Annotated in this window: 17 protein-coding genes and 5 tRNA genes; 16 read left to right on the forward strand and 6 right to left on the reverse strand. The window is 65.0% G+C overall.

Features of this window, described 5'->3' with window-relative positions:
• Positions 1-1,230, forward strand: a complete 1,230-nt coding sequence (locus tag M3O59_RS04630; protein ID WP_064634180.1) for a hypothetical protein — start codon at positions 1-3, stop codon at positions 1,228-1,230.
• Here M3O59_RS04630 and ppk2 read toward each other — a convergent pair.
• From ppk2 to hemA, 5 genes are all read right to left on the reverse strand, one after another.
• Positions 1,212-1,994: a polyphosphate kinase 2 gene (gene ppk2, locus M3O59_RS04635; RefSeq protein WP_116905536.1), complete on the reverse strand. Its 783-nt coding sequence runs from the start codon at positions 1,992-1,994 to the stop codon at positions 1,212-1,214. The two genes, M3O59_RS04630 and ppk2, sit on opposite strands and share 19 nt — an antisense overlap.
• A gap of 30 nt (positions 1,995-2,024) precedes the next feature.
• Positions 2,025-2,543 carry a molybdenum cofactor biosynthesis protein B gene (gene moaB, locus M3O59_RS04640; RefSeq protein WP_116905537.1) on the reverse strand — a complete coding sequence of 173 codons (519 nt, stop codon included), beginning with the start codon at positions 2,541-2,543 and terminating at the stop codon, positions 2,025-2,027.
• Positions 2,544-2,896: 353 nt separating this feature from the next.
• Positions 2,897-4,603 carry an O-linked N-acetylglucosamine transferase, SPINDLY family protein gene (locus M3O59_RS04645; protein ID WP_116905538.1) on the reverse strand — a complete coding sequence of 569 codons (1,707 nt, stop codon included), beginning with the start codon at positions 4,601-4,603 and terminating at the stop codon, positions 2,897-2,899.
• Positions 4,600-5,685, reverse strand: coding sequence for a peptide chain release factor 1 (prfA, locus tag M3O59_RS04650; protein WP_064634184.1), 1,086 nt, complete (start codon positions 5,683-5,685; stop codon positions 4,600-4,602). Before prfA ends, M3O59_RS04645 begins: the two co-directional genes overlap by 4 nt.
• The gene (hemA, locus tag M3O59_RS04655; RefSeq protein WP_064634185.1) at positions 5,663-6,961 is read right to left on the reverse strand and encodes a glutamyl-tRNA reductase; all 1,299 of its coding nucleotides are present in this window, start codon (positions 6,959-6,961) and stop codon (positions 5,663-5,665) included. Before hemA ends, prfA begins: the two co-directional genes overlap by 23 nt.
• A 65-nt stretch (positions 6,962-7,026) precedes the next feature.
• Here hemA and M3O59_RS04660 point away from each other — a divergent pair, with 65 nt between their 5' ends.
• The 4 genes from M3O59_RS04660 (at position 7,027) to M3O59_RS04675 (ending at position 10,320) form a co-directional block, all read left to right on the forward strand.
• Positions 7,027-8,715, forward strand: coding sequence for a tetratricopeptide repeat protein (locus M3O59_RS04660; protein WP_116905539.1), 1,689 nt, complete (start codon positions 7,027-7,029; stop codon positions 8,713-8,715).
• Positions 8,712-9,371, forward strand: a complete 660-nt coding sequence (gene lolB / locus M3O59_RS04665) for a lipoprotein insertase outer membrane protein LolB (RefSeq protein WP_116905540.1) — start codon at positions 8,712-8,714, stop codon at positions 9,369-9,371. Before M3O59_RS04660 ends, lolB begins: the two co-directional genes overlap by 4 nt.
• The gene (gene ispE, locus M3O59_RS04670) at positions 9,353-10,240 is read left to right on the forward strand and encodes a 4-(cytidine 5'-diphospho)-2-C-methyl-D-erythritol kinase (protein WP_147308472.1); all 888 of its coding nucleotides are present in this window, start codon (positions 9,353-9,355) and stop codon (positions 10,238-10,240) included. The genes lolB and ispE overlap by 19 nt, the downstream gene beginning before the upstream one ends.
• Before the next feature lie 3 nt (positions 10,241-10,243).
• Positions 10,244-10,320, forward strand: a tRNA-Gln gene (locus tag M3O59_RS04675).
• Here the strand turns inward: M3O59_RS04675 and M3O59_RS04680 are convergent.
• Entirely contained in the window at positions 10,306-10,449 is a 144-nt protein-coding gene (locus tag M3O59_RS04680) for a hypothetical protein (RefSeq protein WP_373418997.1), read from the reverse strand. The genes M3O59_RS04675 and M3O59_RS04680 overlap by 15 nt on opposite strands.
• A 38-nt stretch (positions 10,450-10,487) precedes the next feature.
• Here M3O59_RS04680 and M3O59_RS04685 point away from each other — a divergent pair, with 38 nt between their 5' ends.
• From M3O59_RS04685 to nusG, 11 genes are all read left to right on the forward strand, one after another.
• The gene (locus M3O59_RS04685; protein ID WP_010367308.1) at positions 10,488-11,447 is read left to right on the forward strand and encodes a ribose-phosphate diphosphokinase; all 960 of its coding nucleotides are present in this window, start codon (positions 10,488-10,490) and stop codon (positions 11,445-11,447) included.
• Positions 11,448-11,556: 109 nt separating this feature from the next.
• Entirely contained in the window at positions 11,557-12,192 is a 636-nt protein-coding gene (locus M3O59_RS04690; RefSeq protein WP_116905542.1) for a 50S ribosomal protein L25/general stress protein Ctc, read from the forward strand.
• Between the two features lie 50 nt (positions 12,193-12,242).
• Positions 12,243-12,827 carry an aminoacyl-tRNA hydrolase gene (pth, locus tag M3O59_RS04695; RefSeq protein WP_116905543.1) on the forward strand — a complete coding sequence of 195 codons (585 nt, stop codon included), beginning with the start codon at positions 12,243-12,245 and terminating at the stop codon, positions 12,825-12,827.
• A gap of 74 nt (positions 12,828-12,901) precedes the next feature.
• Positions 12,902-13,993 carry a redox-regulated ATPase YchF gene (gene ychF, locus M3O59_RS04700; RefSeq protein ID WP_116905544.1) on the forward strand — a complete coding sequence of 364 codons (1,092 nt, stop codon included), beginning with the start codon at positions 12,902-12,904 and terminating at the stop codon, positions 13,991-13,993.
• A gap of 153 nt (positions 13,994-14,146) precedes the next feature.
• Positions 14,147-14,232 (forward strand) — tRNA-Tyr (locus M3O59_RS04705).
• 29 nt (positions 14,233-14,261) lie between these two features.
• Positions 14,262-14,335, forward strand: a tRNA-Gly gene (locus M3O59_RS04710).
• 33 nt (positions 14,336-14,368) lie between these two features.
• Positions 14,369-14,444, forward strand: a tRNA-Thr gene (locus tag M3O59_RS04715).
• Positions 14,445-14,490: 46 nt separating this feature from the next.
• Positions 14,491-15,681 carry an elongation factor Tu gene (gene tuf / locus M3O59_RS04720; protein ID WP_064634192.1) on the forward strand — a complete coding sequence of 397 codons (1,191 nt, stop codon included), beginning with the start codon at positions 14,491-14,493 and terminating at the stop codon, positions 15,679-15,681.
• 104 nt (positions 15,682-15,785) lie between these two features.
• Positions 15,786-15,861 (forward strand) — tRNA-Trp (locus tag M3O59_RS04725).
• Between the two features lie 49 nt (positions 15,862-15,910).
• Positions 15,911-16,321: a preprotein translocase subunit SecE gene (gene secE / locus M3O59_RS04730; RefSeq protein ID WP_116905546.1), complete on the forward strand. Its 411-nt coding sequence runs from the start codon at positions 15,911-15,913 to the stop codon at positions 16,319-16,321.
• 13 nt (positions 16,322-16,334) lie between these two features.
• Entirely contained in the window at positions 16,335-16,892 is a 558-nt protein-coding gene (gene nusG, locus M3O59_RS04735) for a transcription termination/antitermination protein NusG (RefSeq protein WP_014502148.1), read from the forward strand.
• Positions 16,893-17,071: the final 179 nt, after the last annotated feature.

Consider the following 17,071-nt stretch of genomic DNA (forward strand, 5'->3'; position numbering starts at 1 on the left):
ATGGCCGCTCCATCTCAAGATCGCAACGACGGGCACGACCTGCCCGCGCATCGCCGCAACCGCCATGTGGCGCAGCTGGCGCCGTGGCTGTATCTCGGTGTCCTGCTGGGTAGCGGCTGGCTGCTGTTTCTGCAACCGCATACCCGCGTGCTGCAGCCCGAACAGGCGGCCACCAGCTGGTTGCTGGCGTGGACCTTCGGCGGAATCGTGATCGGTGCGGTGGTGTGGAGCCTGCGGCTGGCGCGCCAGGGGCTGGCTCAGCCTTCGGCAAGCTACCCGCTGTCGGCGCGTCTGCCTGATTCGTGGACCGATGCCTATGCCGCACTGCTGCGCCCGGCCACCGCAGCGGCGGTTGTTACCCACAGACCGGACCCGGCCGGGGCCCAGCGCGGTGCAGCCTGGCATCGCTTTGGTGGCGGCATGCTCAGCGCCGAAACCTTCGACCCCAACGACGCCACCCGCGCGCCGTGGGACGGGCTGGACGCTCAGTCCTGCATCGTCCGCCTCGATGATGTGCGCCAGGCCTGGCAGAACGCCGCCGCCAACCGCACGCTGCAGCAGGAACGCCGTTACTGGCTGGACGTGGTGCTGTCGCTGCTCGACCACGGCGTGATGCGTCCGCTGCAGGACGGCTACCTGCCCGACACCGCCGCGCTGCGCACCGAACGTTTTCTGCTCGGCGCCGATGCCGGCCCGATCGTGCTGTCCGAAGTGCCGGCGTTGTTTGCACGGCGTCTGGCGCTGGCCATCGAAGCGATGCCGACCGCCCAGCGCGAAGCCGCCGGCGTGCAATGGCGCCTGCTGCAACAGCTGCACGCGCTGGTGGCCGAAGGCCGCGTGCTGGATGAGCGTTCGCAGGTGATCCAGGTGCTGGCATGGAACCCGGATGTGGACCTGGACCAGGTCGAAGTGGCCTACATCCTGGCTGCCGAATACCGCGAAGGCATGCGCGACTGGCTCCGCCGCGCCGCCCTGGTGCGCCTGCCCGACAGCGCGCTGCGTCTGGACGAAGTGCTGCTGTCCTCGTGCAGCCCGCTCGGCGCGCAGGCCGACGACGTGGACTACATGGAAGCGATGCGCCCGCTGCATCGCGGTTTCATGCAGTTGTTCAGTCAGCGCCTGAGCCAGTTGGTGCTGCAGGCCGAGCAGGCCGAACGTCAGGCCGGCCTGAATCCGTTGCCGCGTGCCACTGCGGCCAGCGACGAAGTCTCTCAGGACTGGCCGGCGTAATCGTCGATGGGTTCCAGCACGCTGTAGCGTTCCTTGTGCGGCTTGCCTGGCAAGGGTGGCAGCTGCACCATGTCGTCGGGCACCGCGGTGTCCGGCAGCCGGTGCAACAGATCGCGGATCAGGCTCAGGCGGCCACGTTTCTGGTCGTTGAAATCGACCAGCGTCCACGGTGCATCGGGCGTATGCGTCGCTTCCAGCATGCGTTCGCGGGCGGCGGTGTAATCGTCGTATTTGGCGCGTGACTGCAGGTCCACCGGCGACAGCTTCCAGCCCTTCAGCGGGTCCTCGCGGCGTTCGGCAAAGCGCTTTTCCTGCTCGGCCTGGTCCACGCACAACCAGTACTTGAACAACAGGATGCCGTCGTCGACCAGCATCTGTTCAAACTGCGGTGTCTGCTCCAGAAACGCGGTGTATTGCGCGTCGGTGCAATAGTCCATCACGCGCTCGACGCCGGCGCGGTTGTACCAACTACGGTCCATCAGCACCAATTCGCCGGCGGCCGGCAGATGCGTCACGTAACGCTGGAAATACCACTGCGTGCTTTCGCGGTCGTTGGGTTTGGGCAGCGCCACCACGCGGCACTGGCGCGGGTTGAGATGGCTGGCGATGGCCTGGATCACACCGCCCTTGCCGGCAGTATCGCGGCCTTCCACCAGCACCAGGGCACGCTGGTTGGTGTAACGCAGCCAGCGCGCCATGTCGACCAGCTCTAATTGCAGCGGCGCCAGCAACTTTTTGTAGGCCTTGCGTTTCAGGTGCGACATGCGCGTTCCCACAGCGATAGAAAACGCAGGCTATTCGCCCAGGCGTGGACGCAATGTCGCCAGATTGCAGGGCTTGGTGCGCGCATCCAGCTGCGCGCGCACGATCTTTTCCCACGCCGTGCGGCAGGCCGAGGTGGAGCCGGGCAGGCAGAACACGAAGCTGTGATTGGCAAGCCCGGCGAATGCGCGCGATTGCAGCGAGGAAGTGCCGATTTCTGCCACGCTGATCGCGCGGAACATCTCGCCGAAGCCAGGCATGACCTTGTCCAGCAGCGGGGTGATCGCCTCCGGTGTGCTGTCGCGGCCCGTAAAACCGGTGCCGCCGGTGATCAGGATGCCGTCGACCTGTGCATCGGCGATCCAGCCGGACACGATCGCGCGCATGCGGTAACGGTCGTCCGGGCACAGCGCACGTTCGTGCAGCACGTGGCCTTCGCGGGTGAGGGAATCGGCCAGGTAATCGCCGGAGCGGTCATCGGCCAGGGTGCGGCTGTCGGACACGGTCAGCACGCACAGGCGCAGGGGTATGAAATCGAGATTGGGAGGCATGCGCGCAGCCTAGCGAGCCTGGACGGCCGGGTACAGCGTTGTGGTGTGAAGTGGCATGTAGCGCCCAACTACCGGCGTGAGCCGACGCATCGCTCTGAGCCCCTCTCCCGCCGGGAGAGGGGTTGGGGCGAGGTACGGTGGCCGGGAATATTGCAGTAGTCGCACTCTCATCCGTCGCTAAGCGCCACCTTCTCCCCCCATGGAGGGGGACAATGTCCCGATGGGAGAAGGCAATAGAGCATCCGTACTTATACGTAGCTCTCGGCAACGCCTCCAGCGATACCATCTCACGCTCGCACACGGTAGCGAGGGCCAGCTCGCAACCTCCAACAACTAACCTCCGACACCAACCGCTAAACCCCCAGCCACCCACTGCGCTGCGTAATGCTACGCAGCAGCGCGGCCAGATCATCGGCAAACCCGTCCATATCGAAAACGCCACTGCGCAGGCGTTGTTCCGCCAATCGGGCGCGCACGCCACGCAAGGCCTCCGCGTCGCTGACCAACGCGATTGCTTTGGCGACAAACGCAGCGTCATCGGCAACATTCATCTCATCCAGCCCCAGATGCCGATTCAGGCTGCCAGCCACGCGCGCCGCAAACGTCTCCCCCGGCGTGGTCAATACCGGGCAGCCCGCCCATAACGCATCGGAGGCCGTGGTGTGCGCGTTGTAGGGATGCGTGTCCAGAAACAGATCCGCATGCAGATAGCGCGCCAGATACTGCGGATGCGGCAACTTGGGCATGAACACCAGGCGCTGCGGATCCACGCCCTGCGCCTGCGCCACCGCGCGCAATCGTGCATCGGCCTGGCCCGGGCCGGACAGTAGCCACAGCACGCTGTCCTGCACTTCGCGCAACACCGCCAGCATGCGCGCCATGCTGCGTGGATTGAGCTTGTAAGTGTTGTTGAAGCAGCACAGCACCATACCCTGCTCGGGCAAGCCGCACTCCGCACGCGGTGGCGGTTCGGCAACCGTGCGCGTGGTGTCAGACGGTTGAAACACGCGCGGCAGGCGCAGCACCTGTTCGCTGTAAAACGGCTCCAGCGACGGCGGCAAGGCAACTGCATCGCCCAGAACATAGTCCATCCAAGGCGCACCCGAGGTGCCCGGATACGCCAGCCAATTGAGCTGCACCGGTGCGGGCCGCAGCGCGAACACTTCCGGACGTCCGCCACCGCCCCAGCCGCGCAGATCGAACAACAGATCGATGCCCTGCTCGCGGATATGTTGTGCGGTCGCCAGGTGCCCCAGTGCGGTGACGTCGTGCAGGCGCGTCGCCTGCGCCAGGCGCTCACGGATCTCGCTGCCATCGTCATGACTGGTCGCGAACAGGTGCGCCTGCATGTCCGGCTGACGTCGCTGCAGCGCTTCGAACAAGGCCACGGTCAGCAAGCCGGTGGGGTGCGCGCCAAAGCCATTGGAAACGAAGCCGAGCCGTAGTGCGCCGCGGCTGCGTACCGTCGCCGCTGGTAGCGGGCGCACAGACGAGGCAATCGCCTGCGCACGGGTGCGGGCGCACGCCAGTTGCTCGGCCGCGCTGGCGTCTTCGCTCAGAAACGCGAACGGCTCCACTGCCGCCTCGCCCCGCGCCACGGCGGTACGGACCTGCGCAGCCAGCGATTCCAGTTCGCGCCAATCGCACAGGCGACGTCGCCAATTGAGCAATTGCGCGGTGATATAGGGCTCGTCGGGCAACAGCTGATGCGCACGCGTATAGGCGGCCGCCGCCTGCTCCGGTTGGCCGGCATCTTCCAATGCATGCCCAAGCCACAGCGCAATACCCGGATGCTGCGGCACCAGGTCCGAGGCCTGCCTCAGCAAGGTGGCGGCTTCTGCATGGCGTTGCTGCGCCCAGCGCACCCGGCCCAGCCGCGCCACCGCTTCGGGATGGCCCGGGTGCAGCACCAGCGCGCGCTGCACGGCTGCCTCGCCGGCAGCGGTTGCGCCCATGCCCAGCTCGGCATCGGCCAGCATCAACCAGGCGACGAAATCGCCGGGTTGGCGTCGTACCGCCTCGCGCAGCTGCAGCAGCTCGCGCGGGACCTGCGCATTCACGGGCTCTCGCTCAACCGTGCCAGTTCGTCGGCCTGATGCTCGTGCAGCAGCCGCGCGATCAACGCGTCCAGATCGCCTTCGATGATGTTGGGCAGGTCGTACAAGGTCAGCCCTTCGACGCGATGATCGGTGATGCGGCCTTGCGGAAAACTATAGGTGCGGATGCGCTGGCTACGATCGCCACTGCCAACCTGCAATTTGCGCGTCTGCGCTTCGGCAGCTGCGGCCTTGCTGCGCTCGGCTTCCACCAGTTGCGCTTTCAGCCGCTTCATCGCCTTGTCGCGATTGGCGTGCTGGCTGCGCTCGGTCTGGCATTCCACCACCACGCCGCTGGGCACATGGGTGATGCGGATTGCCGATTCGGTCTTGTTGACGTGCTGGCCGCCGGCGCCGGAGGAACGAAACGTATCCACTTTCAGATCGGCCGGATTGATGACGATCTCTTCCACATCATCGGCTTCTGGAATGATCGCCACCGTCGCGGCCGAGGTATGGATACGGCCCTGCGATTCGGTCGCCGGCACGCGTTGCACGCGATGGGTGCCGGATTCGAACTTCAGGCGCGAATACGCACCGCGCCCGACCACGCGCGCCACCACTTCCTTGTAGCCGCCGTGTTCGCCGGGGCTGTCGGATTCGATTTCCACTTTCCAGCCCTGGCGCTCGGCGTAGCGTGCGTACATGCGGAACAGGTCGCCGGCGAAGATCGCCGCTTCGTCGCCGCCGGTGCCGGCGCGCACTTCCAGGAACAGGTTGCACTCATCGCGCGGGTCGCGCGGTACCAGCAGCAAGGCCAGCTGCGCATCCAGCTCTTCCAGGCGCGCCTGCGCGGCAGCGATTTCCTCGTCGGCCAGCTCGCGCATTTCCGGGTCGTTGCGCATGGCTTCGGCCGCGCTCAGGTCTGCCTTGGCACGTGCTTCGTCTTCCAGTGCCACGGCCACCGGCTCCAGCTGCGACAGTTCGCGCGACAAGCTGCGGAACTTGTCGTTGTTGTTGACCACGTCGGGGTCCGAGAGCAGGTGCTGCAGTTCTTCGCGGCGCTCTGCCAGCGCTTCGAGCTTACGGCGCAGGGTCGGCGTCATCAGTCCTCACGATCGGGGTAGCTACAGGGGGATGTTGGTAACCCGGTTTTTCCGGAAACAGCCGGTCGGCTGCGTTGGTCAATTCCAGATCGTTGGTGAGCGCGGCATCGCGCAGCGCGGCGGTGGGCGGGTGCAGCAAGCGGTTGGTCAGCGCATGCGCCAGCTGCTCCAGCACTTCGTCGGCCGGTTTGCCGTTGTGCAACTGCTGGCGTGCCTTGGCCAACAGCTCGTCGCGGGTGGTGTCGCCGAAGGCGCGCAGCCGCTTGAGCGGTGCCTGGCGCGCGTTGGCCTGCAGGGTTTCCACATAGCGCGCCACCTGCAGGTCGATGATGGCTTCGGCCTGGTCGGCGGCTTCGCGTCGGCCGCGGCGGTTGTCTTCGACCGCGCGTTCCAGATCGTCCACCGTGTACAGGTAGGCATCGCTCAACTCGGCCACCGAGGCCTCGATATCGCGTGGCACCGCCAGGTCGAACAGCAGCATCGGTTTGCGTTTGCGCGCGCGCAAGGCCTGTTCCACCTGCACGCGGGTCACCAGCGGCTCGCGCGCAGCGGTGGCCGAGAACACCACATCGGCCTCGGCCAGGTGCCGTTCCAGATCGCTCAGCGGCAACGCGTAGCCGCCGTGCTGGCTGGCCAGCGTCTGTGCGTGGGCGAGGGTGCGGTTGGCGATCAACAGTCGCCGCACGCGACCTTCGCTCAGATGCTTGGCAGCCAGCTCGATGGTCTCGCCGGCGCCGATCAGCAAGACCGTGGATTCGTTGAGCCGTGCGAAGGATTCCTGCGCCAGCCGCACCGCGGTGGAGGCGACCGAGATCGGATTGGCGCCGACCCGGGTGTCGGTCCGCGCGCGCTTGGCCACCGAGAAGGTCTGCTGGAATAACCGGTCCAGCCCGCTGCCCAGCGCACCATGCGCGCGCGCCACCGCCCAGGCGTCCTTCACCTGGCCCAGAATCTGCGGCTCTCCCAGCACCATCGAATCCAGCCCGGTGGCGACGCGGAACAGGTGACGCACCGCGTCGGCATCCTGATGCTGGTACAGATAGCCACTCAGTCCTGGCGCATGCGCGTCCAGCCAGCCTGCCAGCGCCTTCGCGTCGTCGGCCATCGCATACAACTCGGTGCGGTTGCAGGTGGACAGCAGCGCGGCCTCGCTTACCTGCGGCAGCGCGCGCAACGATTCGAGCGCGCGCGGCAGCGCATCACCTGCGAACGCCGCGCGTTCGCGCAGGTCCACAGGTGCGGTCTGGTGATTCAGTCCGAGCACCCACAACGTCATTGTTCAGTTGCTTGCGATAAGCTGGCGGCCATTCAGGGCCCCATTTTACGGCCCGGTTGCCCCCGATGCCTGTACCGATTCGCATCCTGTGTGTTCTTTTGCTGGTAGCAGTCTCCGCCAGTGCCACCGCAGCACCCAAGAAAGCACCGCCCGCGCCGCCTGCCAAGGCTGCCGGCACGACCTCGCTGGAACCTGTGCTTGCTGGCGAGTTTGCCTTGCAGGCCGGGCAATTGGACGATGCCGCCCGCGCCTATCTGGACGCCGCCAAGGCCGAAGCCGGCGACGCCGGGCTGGCCGAGCGCGCGGCCCGCATCGCCATGCTGGCCAACGACGACCCGCGCGCGATCGAAGCGCTGGCGCTGTGGCGTGCGCGCGCGCCCTCGTCGATGTCCATGCGCAGTACCGAGGCCTCGCTGGCCTTGCGCCGCAACGACCTGCGCACCGCCCGCCGCGATTTGCTCGGCCTGCTCAAGGAGCCCGACCCGCGCGGCTGGCGCTTTGCGTTGATCGCCCTGGCCAACGGCGGCCGCGAGCCGGAAGCCTCGGCCGACGTGCTCGAAGGCCTGGTCAAGGCCGGCGCCATTCCCAATCAGATCGAAGTCTGGCAGGAATTCGGCCGCCTCGCGCTGCGCATGGAGCGCCCGGCGCTGGCCAAGCGCATCGTCGACGAAGTAGTGCGCCGCTTCCCCGAAGAACCGCGTGTGGCCTTGCTGCACGCCACCCAGCTGCAGCAGGAGGGTAAGAGCGACGAGGCGCTGGCGCTGCTGAAGAACGTCGAGCCGCAGGCTGTCAAAGACTCCGAGTTGCGTGGCGCGCTGGCCTTCGCCTATGACGCCATGGGCCAGACCGAGGCCGCCGCGCGCGTGCTCTCGACCGGGCCGCAGGACACCCCGACCTACGGCTTGCGTGCCTCGATGCTGGCCAAGGAAAAAGACCGCAGTGCGCTGGAAGCGCTGTACGCCGAGCTCAAGAGCAACGCCACCAAGCCCGACCCGGACCGCCGCCTGCTGCTGGGCAAGATCGCCGAGTTCCTCAAGCGTTACGACGAGGCGGTGGAGTGGTATCGCGGCGTGCCGGGTGGCCCGCAGCTCAGCGAGGCGCGGCTACGCGCCGCCAGCGCGCTGTATGAACTGGGCCGCAAGCCCGAAGCGCTTGCCGAGGCGCGGGCCTTGCAGGGCGATGCCAGTGCCGATGACGACGCCCGCCGCGACGCCTACGTGCTCGAAGCCGAGCTGCATCAGCGCGCCGAGGATGCGCCGGGCGAGCTGGATGCGTTCGAACGTGGTCTGGCGGCTTACCCGGACGACAGCGCGCTGCTGTACGCCCGCGGGCTGGCCTGGGAGCGGCGCGACGATGTGCCGCGTGCCGAAGCCGACCTGCGCAAGATCCTGGTGGCCGAACCGGAAAATGTCGCGGCCCTGAACGCGCTGGGCTACACCCTGGCCGACCGCACCACCCGCTACAAGGAGGCGCTGGCGCTGATCGACCGCGCCCGCACCGCCGACCCGGACAACCCGGCCATTGTCGACAGCTATGGCTGGGCGCTCTACCGCATGGGCCGCACCAAGGAAGCCCTGGTGCAGCTGCGTCGCGCCTGGGCCTTGGTCAAAGACCCGGAAATCGCCGCGCACGTTGGCGAGGTGTTGTGGGTCAGCGGCAAACAGGACGAGGCTCGGCGCTATTTCGACGAGGCGCGCCGCATCGATCCCGATAACCGCGCGCTGCAGCGCGCCGTGGAAAAGTTCGGGCTATGACCGGGTCGATCCGAACACTGGCCCTGAGCGGGCTGGTGCTGGTCGGGCTGTCGGCGTGCGTCAGCGTGCCGCGCGGGCAGGGCGGTGGCGCAGCGGTGGTCGAGCAGGTCTCCGACAGCGCCCGCCAGGCCGAAGCGGCGCGCCAAGAATGGCTGCAGGCGCACCGCGACTGGTCGTTCCAGGGCCGGGTGGCGATCAGCAAGGACCGCAATGGCGGCAGTGGCCGTATCGACTGGCAGCAGGACGGCCCGCGCTACCGCGTGCAACTCAGCGCCCCGGTCACCCGGCAGAGCTGGGTGCTTACCGGTGACACCACCAGCGGCGCTGGTCGGCTGGAAGGGCTGGAGGGCGGCCCGCGCAGTGGCCCCGATGCCGAGCAGGTGTTGCTGGAGGCCACCGGCTGGACCATCCCGGTCAACCAGATGCCGGACTGGGTGCGCGCGCTGCGCATAGCCGATGCCAATGCGGGTGCCGCACGGGTCGATCTGGACGCCGCCGGTCGCCCGCGCACCGTGCAGCAGGACGGCTGGACCATCGAATTCCTGGCCTGGACGCCAGCCAGCGGCGGCCAGCCCGAGCTGCCGCAGCGGATCGAAGCCCGTCAGGGCGAGGCCAAGGTGCGCCTGCTGGTCGACCAGTGGACGGTGTCGCCCTGATGGACACGCCGGGGAGCGATTGGTCGGCGTGGCCAGCGCCGGCCAAGCTCAACCTGTTTCTGCAGATCACCGGGCGCCGCGCCGATGGCTACCACCTGTTGCAGACCGTGTTCCGGCTGCTGGATTGGGGGGACACCATTCATCTTCGTGTGCGCAGCGACGGCCAGATCCGGCGCATCGGCGAGAGTTTGCCCGGTGTGGCCGAAGACGATGACCTGGTGATCCGCGCCGCGCGCCTGCTGCAATCGGCAGCCGGCACCCGGGTGGGCGCAGAGATCCGGGTCGACAAGCGCATCCCGGCCGGCGGCGGCTTCGGTGGCGGTTCCTCGGACGCGGCGACCGTGCTGGTGGCGCTCGATGCCTTGTGGGGCCTGGGTCTGGCGACCGATACCCTGGCCGAATTGGGTCTGCAGTTGGGTGCTGATGTGCCGGTGTTCGTGCGTGGCCGCAATGCCTGGGCCGAAGGGGTGGGCGAACAATTGACCCCGATCGCCCTGACGGAAGCGGCCTATCTGCTGGTCGATCCGGGTGTTCACGTGCCGACACCGGCGTTATTTCGATCACAGGAATTGACGCGGGATGCTGCGCCCGCGAAAATAGCGGACTTCGCTTCCGGTTCTCTGCTCGACAATGCGTTCGAGCCGGTTCTGCGGCGCCGCGAACCCGCTGTCGAGGCAGTGTTTCAGGCGCTTTCCAGGGTCGGTTCGGCGCGGCTGACCGGGTCGGGGAGTGGGTGTTTCGTCGAGTTCGCCACGTGCGCTGCTGCAGAGCAGGCGCTGGCGCGGTTGCCGGGCAACCTGCGGGCGTGGGTGGTGGAGGGTGCAGCGCACTCGCCGTTGCTCGACGCACTGGATGCGATGAAGTTTTGATGCAGGGGCGTCGCCAAGAGGCCCAAGGCACCAGGTTTTGATCCTGGCATTCGTAGGTTCGAATCCTACCGCCCCTGCCAGTTTGTCGAGAAAGGCAGGTCCACCTGCAAGAGTTTCAACTGCAGATCCTTCTGCAACATCTCGCGCATCCTTGCGCGGGAATTGAACGAAAAGCCCGGCATTGGTTCGGCTTTGTCCTGCTCCACCATCGACCCGCACGCTCTTTGCCGCCGCCCCGAGAGATCTCATGCAAGACCAACGTAATCTGCTGGTGTTCTCCGGCAATGCCAACAAGCCGCTTGCCCAGAGCATCTGCAAGGAACTGGGCGTTCGCATGGGCAAGGCGTTGGTCACGCGCTTTTCCGATGGCGAAGTGCAGGTCGAGATCGAAGAAAGCGTGCGCCGGCAGGAAGTGTTCGTCATCCAGCCGACCTGCGCGCCGAGCGCCGAAAACCTGATGGAGCTGCTGGTGCTGATCGACGCGCTCAAGCGCGCCAGCGCCCAGTCGGTCACCGCGGTGATCCCGTATTTCGGTTATTCGCGTCAGGATCGCCGCATGCGTTCTTCGCGCGTGCCGATCACTGCCAAGGTGGCCGCCAAGATGATCTGCGCGATGGAAGCTGACCGCGTGTTGACGGTCGACCTGCACGCCGACCAGATCCAGGGTTTCTTTGATGTGCCGGTCGACAACGTCTACGCCTCGCCGCTGCTGCTGGCCGACATCTGGCGCGCCTACGGCACCGATAACCTGATCGTGGTGTCGCCGGACGTGGGCGGCGTGGTGCGTGCACGCGCCGTCGCCAAGCGCCTGGACGATGCCGATCTGGCCATCATCGACAAGCGCCGTCCGCGCGCCAACGTCGCCACCGTGATGAACATCATCGGCGACGTGCAGGGCAAGACCTGCGTGCTGGTCGACGATCTGGTCGACACCGCCGGCACCTTGTGCGCCGCCGCCGCAGCGCTGAAGCAGCGCGGCGCGCTCAAGGTCGTGGCCTACATCACCCACCCGGTGCTGTCCGGCCCGGCGGTGGACAACATCAACAATTCGCAGCTCGACGAGCTGGTGGTCACCGACACGATTCCGTTGAACGAAGCCGCGCGCACCTGCGCCAAGATTCGTCAGCTGAGCGTGGCCGAACTGCTGGCCGAGACCATCCGCCGTATCGCCTTCGGCGAATCGGTCAGCTCGCTCTACGTCGACTGACGCCCCATTCGGTGCCCGGAGTCCCGGGCGCCGCCACACGTCTCACCTGGTCGCGGGTGAGACGCTTCATCGCCGCGAGGCGGTGTTCCAAACTAGGTAGTGAAATCCAATGGCAAAGACTCATGAAATCAAGGTCGAGCGCCGCGCTGACGAGGGGAAGGGTGCGAGCCGCCGCCTGCGTCACGCTGGCGTCATTCCGGCCATCGTGTACGGTGGCGAACTCGAGCCGGTCAGCATCCAGCTCAACCACGAGCAGATCTGGCTCGCCCAGCAGAACGAGTGGTTCTACTCGTCGATCCTGGACCTGAACCTCAATGGCGACGTGCAGCAGGTGCTGCTGCGTGACATGCAGCGCCATCCGTTCAAGCAGCTGATCATGCACATCGACTTCCAGCGCGTCAGCGCCAACGAGAAGCTCAGTGCTGCCGTGCCGCTGCACTTCATCAACGAAGCAGCCTCGCCGGCCGGTAAGTCCAGCGAAGTGGTCGTCACCCACGAACTCAACGAAGTTCAGGTGGTCTGCCTGCCGAAGGATCTGCCGGAGTTCATCGAAGTGGACCTCGGTGCACTGGAAGTGGGCAACGTGATCCACTTGTCCGAGATCAAGCTGCCGGCCGGTGTTGAAATTCCGGAGCTGAAGCTGGGTAAGGAGCACGACGTGGCAGTGGTTGCTGCCAAGCACGTGCGCATCGAGGAAGAAGACGCTGCCGGCGAAGAAGGCAGCGAAGGCGCAGAGACCAAGTAACCCGTTGGCCGATTCCTCGCATAGGCGGGGAATCGGCGACGGCCACTGGCATGTCTGCACCTCGACTGATTGTCGGGCTTGGGAATCCGGGCCCGGAACACGCGCAAACCCGGCACAACGCCGGGTTTCGTTTCGTCGATGCCCTCATCGAACGCAGTGGCGTCCGCTGGGCATTGGACAGCAAGTTGTTCGGCGAGACCGCCAGGGTCGATATCGCAGGACAGCCGGTCTGGCTGCTCAAGCCGGCCACCTTCATGAATCTCAGCGGCAAGTCGATCACCGCCGCGCTGCGGTTCTGGAAGATCGAGCCGGAACAGTTGCTCGTCGCCCACGACGAACTGGATCTGGCGCCCGGAACGGCGCGGCTCAAGTTCGACGGCGGTCACGGCGGACAGAACGGCTTGCGCGACACCATTCGCCTGCTCGGGCATGGCAAATTTCACCGTCTGCGCGTCGGCATCGGCCATCCCGGTCACAAGGACCGCGTGGTGCCCTGGGTGCTGGGACGGGCAGGGCGCGACGACGATGCAGCGATCGGTATGGCAATAGACGCTGCCATCGACGTGTTGCCGCTGGCGATGGAGGGTAATTTCAACGAAGCAATGAAGCGCCTGCACACCAGCAGGGATGCGTGATTGGGGATTGGGGATTCGTGGCCATGTGGCATGCCGAATCTCCAATCCCGAATCCCAAATCCCGGATGTGACCCATGGGTATCAAATGCGGCATCGTCGGCCTGCCCAACGTCGGCAAGTCGACCCTGTTCAATGCGCTGACCAAGGCCGGCATCGCTGCGGCCAATTTCCCGTTCTGCACCATCGAGCCGAATGTCGGCATCGTGCCGGTGCCGGATCCGCGCCTCAATCAGCTGGCTGACATCGTCAAGCCGCAGAAGCTGATTCCTACTGCGGTCGAGTTCGTCGACATCGCCGGCCTGGTCGCTGGTGCGGCGAGCGGCGAAGGCCTGGGCAACAAGTTCCTGGCGCACATCCGCGAGGTCGATGCGATCACCCATGTGGTGCGTTGCTTTGACAACGACGACGTGATCCACGTCAACAACAAGGTCGACCCGATCGCCGATATCGAAACCATCGATACCGAGCTGGCGCTGGCCGATCTGGATAGCGTGGAAAAGGCGCTCAACCGTGCCGAACGCAGCGCCAAGGGTGGCGACAAGGATGCGGCAGCGCGCAAGCCGGTGCTGGCCAAGTTGCAGGCCGCGCTGGCCGACGGCAAGGCAGGCCGTGCCGCCGGTCTGGACGAAGAGGAAAAGGCGCTGGTACGCGATCTGTTCCTGCTGACGCTCAAGCCGGTGATGTACATCGCCAACGTGCTTGAGGATGGTTTCGAAAACAACCCGCACCTGGATACGGTGCGCGCGCATGCGCTGGCCGAAGGTGCGGAAGTGGTGCCAGTGTCCGCAGCCATCGAAGAAGAGCTGTCTCAGCTCGACGACGAAGACCGCGACACCTTCCTGGCCGATCTCGGCCTGGCCGAGCCGGGCTTGAATCGCGTCATCCGTGCGGCCTACACGCTGCTGGGCCTGCAGACCTACTTCACCGCAGGCGTCAAGGAAGTACGTGCCTGGACGGTTCGGGCCGGTTCGACGGCGCCGCAGGCAGCCGCCGTCATCCATACCGATTTCGAGAAGGGCTTTATTCGCGCCGAGACGATCGGCTTCGACGACTTCATCAGGTATCGCGGCGAAGCGGGTGCCCGCGATGCCGGTCGTCTGCGCCTGGAAGGCAAGGAATACCGCGTCCAGGAAGGCGACGTGCTGCACTTCCGCTTCAACGTCTGATCGGTTGCGCGCGACCCCGATGGTCGCGCGTCTTCGGCACTGACGAGTTGCTAAAAATTTTTGTTGACACTGCATGCGTTCCACAACAAAATAACGGGCTGCTTCACCCCGAACCGAAACGCCTCACGGCACACCGGTCCGGTTGTAAAAGCTGGAGGGATACCCAAGCGGCCAACGGGGGCAGACTGTAAATCTGCTGGCTTACGCCTTCGGTGGTTCGAATCCACCTCCCTCCACCAGTTTCACGTTGTGGCGTGCAGTTCCCGGCGCGGGAGTAGTTCAACGGTAGAACCTCAGCCTTCCAAGCTGATGGTGCGGGTTCGATTCCCGTCTCCCGCTCCATTGAACGCAAATGCATGCCATAATGCAAAACTCGCTCACGTAGCTCAGTCGGTAGAGCACCTCCTTGGTAAGGAGGAGGTCGAAGGTTCGATTCCTTTCGTGAGCACCATTACTCAATCGTCTTCAACTCCAAACGATTACCGAGACACGCACCCATGGGAAAAGCCAAATATATTCGCGAAAAGCTGCACGTTAACGTCGGCACCATTGGTCACGTCGACCATGGCAAGACCACGTTGACCGCTGCGCTGACCAAGATCGGTGCCGAGCGTTTCGGTGGCGAGTTCAAGGCGTACGACGCGATCGACGCAGCGCCGGAAGAGAAGGCGCGTGGTATCACGATCTCGACCGCGCACGTTGAATATGAGTCCGCAGTTCGCCATTACGCGCACGTCGACTGCCCCGGCCACGCCGACTACGTCAAGAACATGATCACCGGTGCGGCGCAGATGGACGGCGCGATCCTGGTGTGTTCGGCTGCCGACGGTCCGATGCCGCAGACCCGTGAGCACATCCTGCTCTCGCGTCAGGTCGGTGTGCCGCACATCGTCGTGTTCCTGAACAAGGCCGACATGGTCGACGACGCCGAGCTGCTCGAGCTGGTCGAGATGGAAGTGCGTGAGCTGCTGAGCAAGTACGACTTCCCGGGCGACGACACTCCGATCATCCACGGTTCGGCCCGTCTGGCGCTGGACGGCGATCAGAGCGACATCGGTGTGCCGGCGATCCTGAAGCTGGTCGAAGCCCTGGATACCTTCATTCCGGATCCGACCCGCGACGTCGACCGTCCGTTCCTGATGCCGGTGGAAGACGTGTTCTCGATCTCGGGTCGTGGCACCGTGGTGACCGGTCGTATCGAGCGCGGCATCATCAAGGTCGGCGACGAAATCGAAATCGTCGGTATCCGCGACACGCAGAAGACCACCGTCACCGGTGTGGAAATGTTCCGCAAGTTGCTGGACCAGGGTCAGGCAGGCGATAACGCCGGTCTGCTGCTGCGCGGCACCAAGCGTGACGACGTCGAGCGTGGCCAGGTGCTGTGCAAGCCGGGTTCGATCAAGCCGCACACCGAGTTCGAAGCCGAGGTCTACGTGCTGTCCAAGGACGAGGGTGGCCGTCATACCCCGTTCTTCAAGGGCTACCGTCCGCAGTTCTACTTCCGTACCACCGACATCACTGGCGCCTGCCAGTTGCCGGAAGGCGTGGAAATGGTGATGCCGGGCGACAACGTGAAGATGGTCGTGACCCTGATCAACCCGGTCGCGATGGACGAAGGTCTGCGCTTCGCCATCCGTGAAGGTGGCCGTACCGTCGGCGCCGGCGTGGTTGCCAAGATCATCAAGTAAGACCTGCGTCCAGCCGCTTTATGGCGGCTGGATTCAAACGAATGGCGGGCCGGCTGAACCGCGGTCCGCCTTCGTTGTCTTAGGTTTGCGGTAAACGAGTACATACGCCAGTAGCTCAATTGGCAGAGCAGCGGTCTCCAAAACCGCAGGTTGGGGGTTCGAGTCCCTCCTGGCGTGCCACTCCTCTTTCCGGCCCAGCGATTCGGGTCAGATCGGTAACTAGAGCCGGATGAATAGCAAAATCGAGCCTTCCAAAAGCGCGTCTGCTGCCAGCGCTGATATTGTGAAATACGTCGTCTCCGCGCTCCTGGTGGTTGCGGGGCTATTTGTGTGGTTCTGGTTTTCTGCGCCTGAGCGCGCCACCCAGCTTGGAGCCTGGGCGCCACAGTTGCGCGCGCTGGCTGTGATCGTGGGGTTGGTGGCAGGCGCGTTTGTGTTTCTGGGCACCGGCAAAGGCCGTGAGACCCGCGAATTCATGTCCGAATCCAGGTTCGAGCTACGCAAGGTTGTCTGGCCAACGCGCCAGGAAGCCATCCGTACCACCTGGGTCGTGATTGTTGTTGTGATCATTCTGAGTTTGCTGTTGGGCGGCTTCGATTTCGTCATCCAGAAGCTCACGCAGTGGTTCCTGGCTCGTTGAGGAGAATCAAGCAGTGAAGCGTTGGTATGTCGTTCACGCCTATTCAGGCTTCGAAAAATCTGTTGCGCAGGCATTGCGCGACCGCATCGCGCGTACCGAAATGGAAGATCGCTTCGGCGACGTGTTGGTGCCGACCGAAGAGGTCATCGAAATGCGTGCCGGCCAGAAGCGTCGGTCCGAGCGCAAGTTCTTCCCCGGTTATGTGCTGGTGCAGATCGAAACGCACGAAGAAGCCGGTATTCCGCGTATCGACAATGAGAGCTGGCACCTGGTGAAGGAGACTTCCAAGGTGATGGGCTTCATTGGCGGCACCGCCGATCGTCCACTGCCCATTCGCGACGAAGAAGCCGATGCGATCCTGCAGCGTGTGCAGGATGGCGTCGAGAAACCGCGCCCGAAGGTGCTGTTCGAGCCGGGCCAGATGGTGCGTGTCACCGAAGGCCCGTTCAATGACTTCAATGGCGTCGTCGAGGAAGTCAATTACGAGAAGAGCAGGCTGCGTGTCGCCGTGCTCATCTTTGGCCGCTCTACGCCGGTCGAGCTCGAATTCGGTCAGGTCGAGAAGGGCTGACCTGGCCGGTGTCTTCTAGGCACCCGTAACAATTGCTGCTATAGTGCGCGGCTCGCTCACCTGGCGAACCGCCGGGAAACAATGGCTGCCGCATGGCGGCCATCTGCGTGTGGTCAGAAACGTGAAGCCGGGACACGTGAATCCCGGTCCGATGGGGAGCCTGCAGTTCAGGCGCTAGC

The sequence above is a fragment of the Xanthomonas nasturtii genome (genome assembly GCF_023337365.3).
Taxonomy (GTDB): domain Bacteria; phylum Pseudomonadota; class Gammaproteobacteria; order Xanthomonadales; family Xanthomonadaceae; genus Xanthomonas; species Xanthomonas nasturtii.

Excerpts from the sequence above, each read along its gene's own strand:
- lolB (WP_116905540.1), top strand. The coding sequence starts at position 8,712 with ATGACCGGGTCGATCCGAACACTGGCCCTGAGCGGGCTGGTGCTGGTC.
- M3O59_RS04680 (WP_373418997.1), bottom strand. The coding sequence starts at position 10,449 with ATGGTGGAGCAGGACAAAGCCGAACCAATGCCGGGCTTTTCGTTCAAT.
- ppk2 (WP_116905536.1), bottom strand. The coding sequence starts at position 1,994 with ATGTCGCACCTGAAACGCAAGGCCTACAAAAAGTTGCTGGCGCCGCTG.
- tuf (WP_064634192.1), top strand. The coding sequence starts at position 14,491 with ATGGGAAAAGCCAAATATATTCGCGAAAAGCTGCACGTTAACGTCGGC.
- M3O59_RS04690 (WP_116905542.1), top strand. The coding sequence starts at position 11,557 with ATGGCAAAGACTCATGAAATCAAGGTCGAGCGCCGCGCTGACGAGGGG.
- M3O59_RS04685 (WP_010367308.1), top strand. The coding sequence starts at position 10,488 with ATGCAAGACCAACGTAATCTGCTGGTGTTCTCCGGCAATGCCAACAAG.
- pth (WP_116905543.1), top strand. The coding sequence starts at position 12,243 with ATGTCTGCACCTCGACTGATTGTCGGGCTTGGGAATCCGGGCCCGGAA.
- hemA (WP_064634185.1), bottom strand. The coding sequence starts at position 6,961 with ATGACGTTGTGGGTGCTCGGACTGAATCACCAGACCGCACCTGTGGAC.
- ychF (WP_116905544.1), top strand. The coding sequence starts at position 12,902 with ATGGGTATCAAATGCGGCATCGTCGGCCTGCCCAACGTCGGCAAGTCG.
- moaB (WP_116905537.1), bottom strand. The coding sequence starts at position 2,543 with ATGCCTCCCAATCTCGATTTCATACCCCTGCGCCTGTGCGTGCTGACC.
- M3O59_RS04660 (WP_116905539.1), top strand. The coding sequence starts at position 7,027 with ATGCCTGTACCGATTCGCATCCTGTGTGTTCTTTTGCTGGTAGCAGTC.
- secE (WP_116905546.1), top strand. The coding sequence starts at position 15,911 with ATGAATAGCAAAATCGAGCCTTCCAAAAGCGCGTCTGCTGCCAGCGCT.
- prfA (WP_064634184.1), bottom strand. The coding sequence starts at position 5,685 with ATGACGCCGACCCTGCGCCGTAAGCTCGAAGCGCTGGCAGAGCGCCGC.
- M3O59_RS04630 (WP_064634180.1), top strand. The coding sequence starts at position 1 with ATGGCCGCTCCATCTCAAGATCGCAACGACGGGCACGACCTGCCCGCG.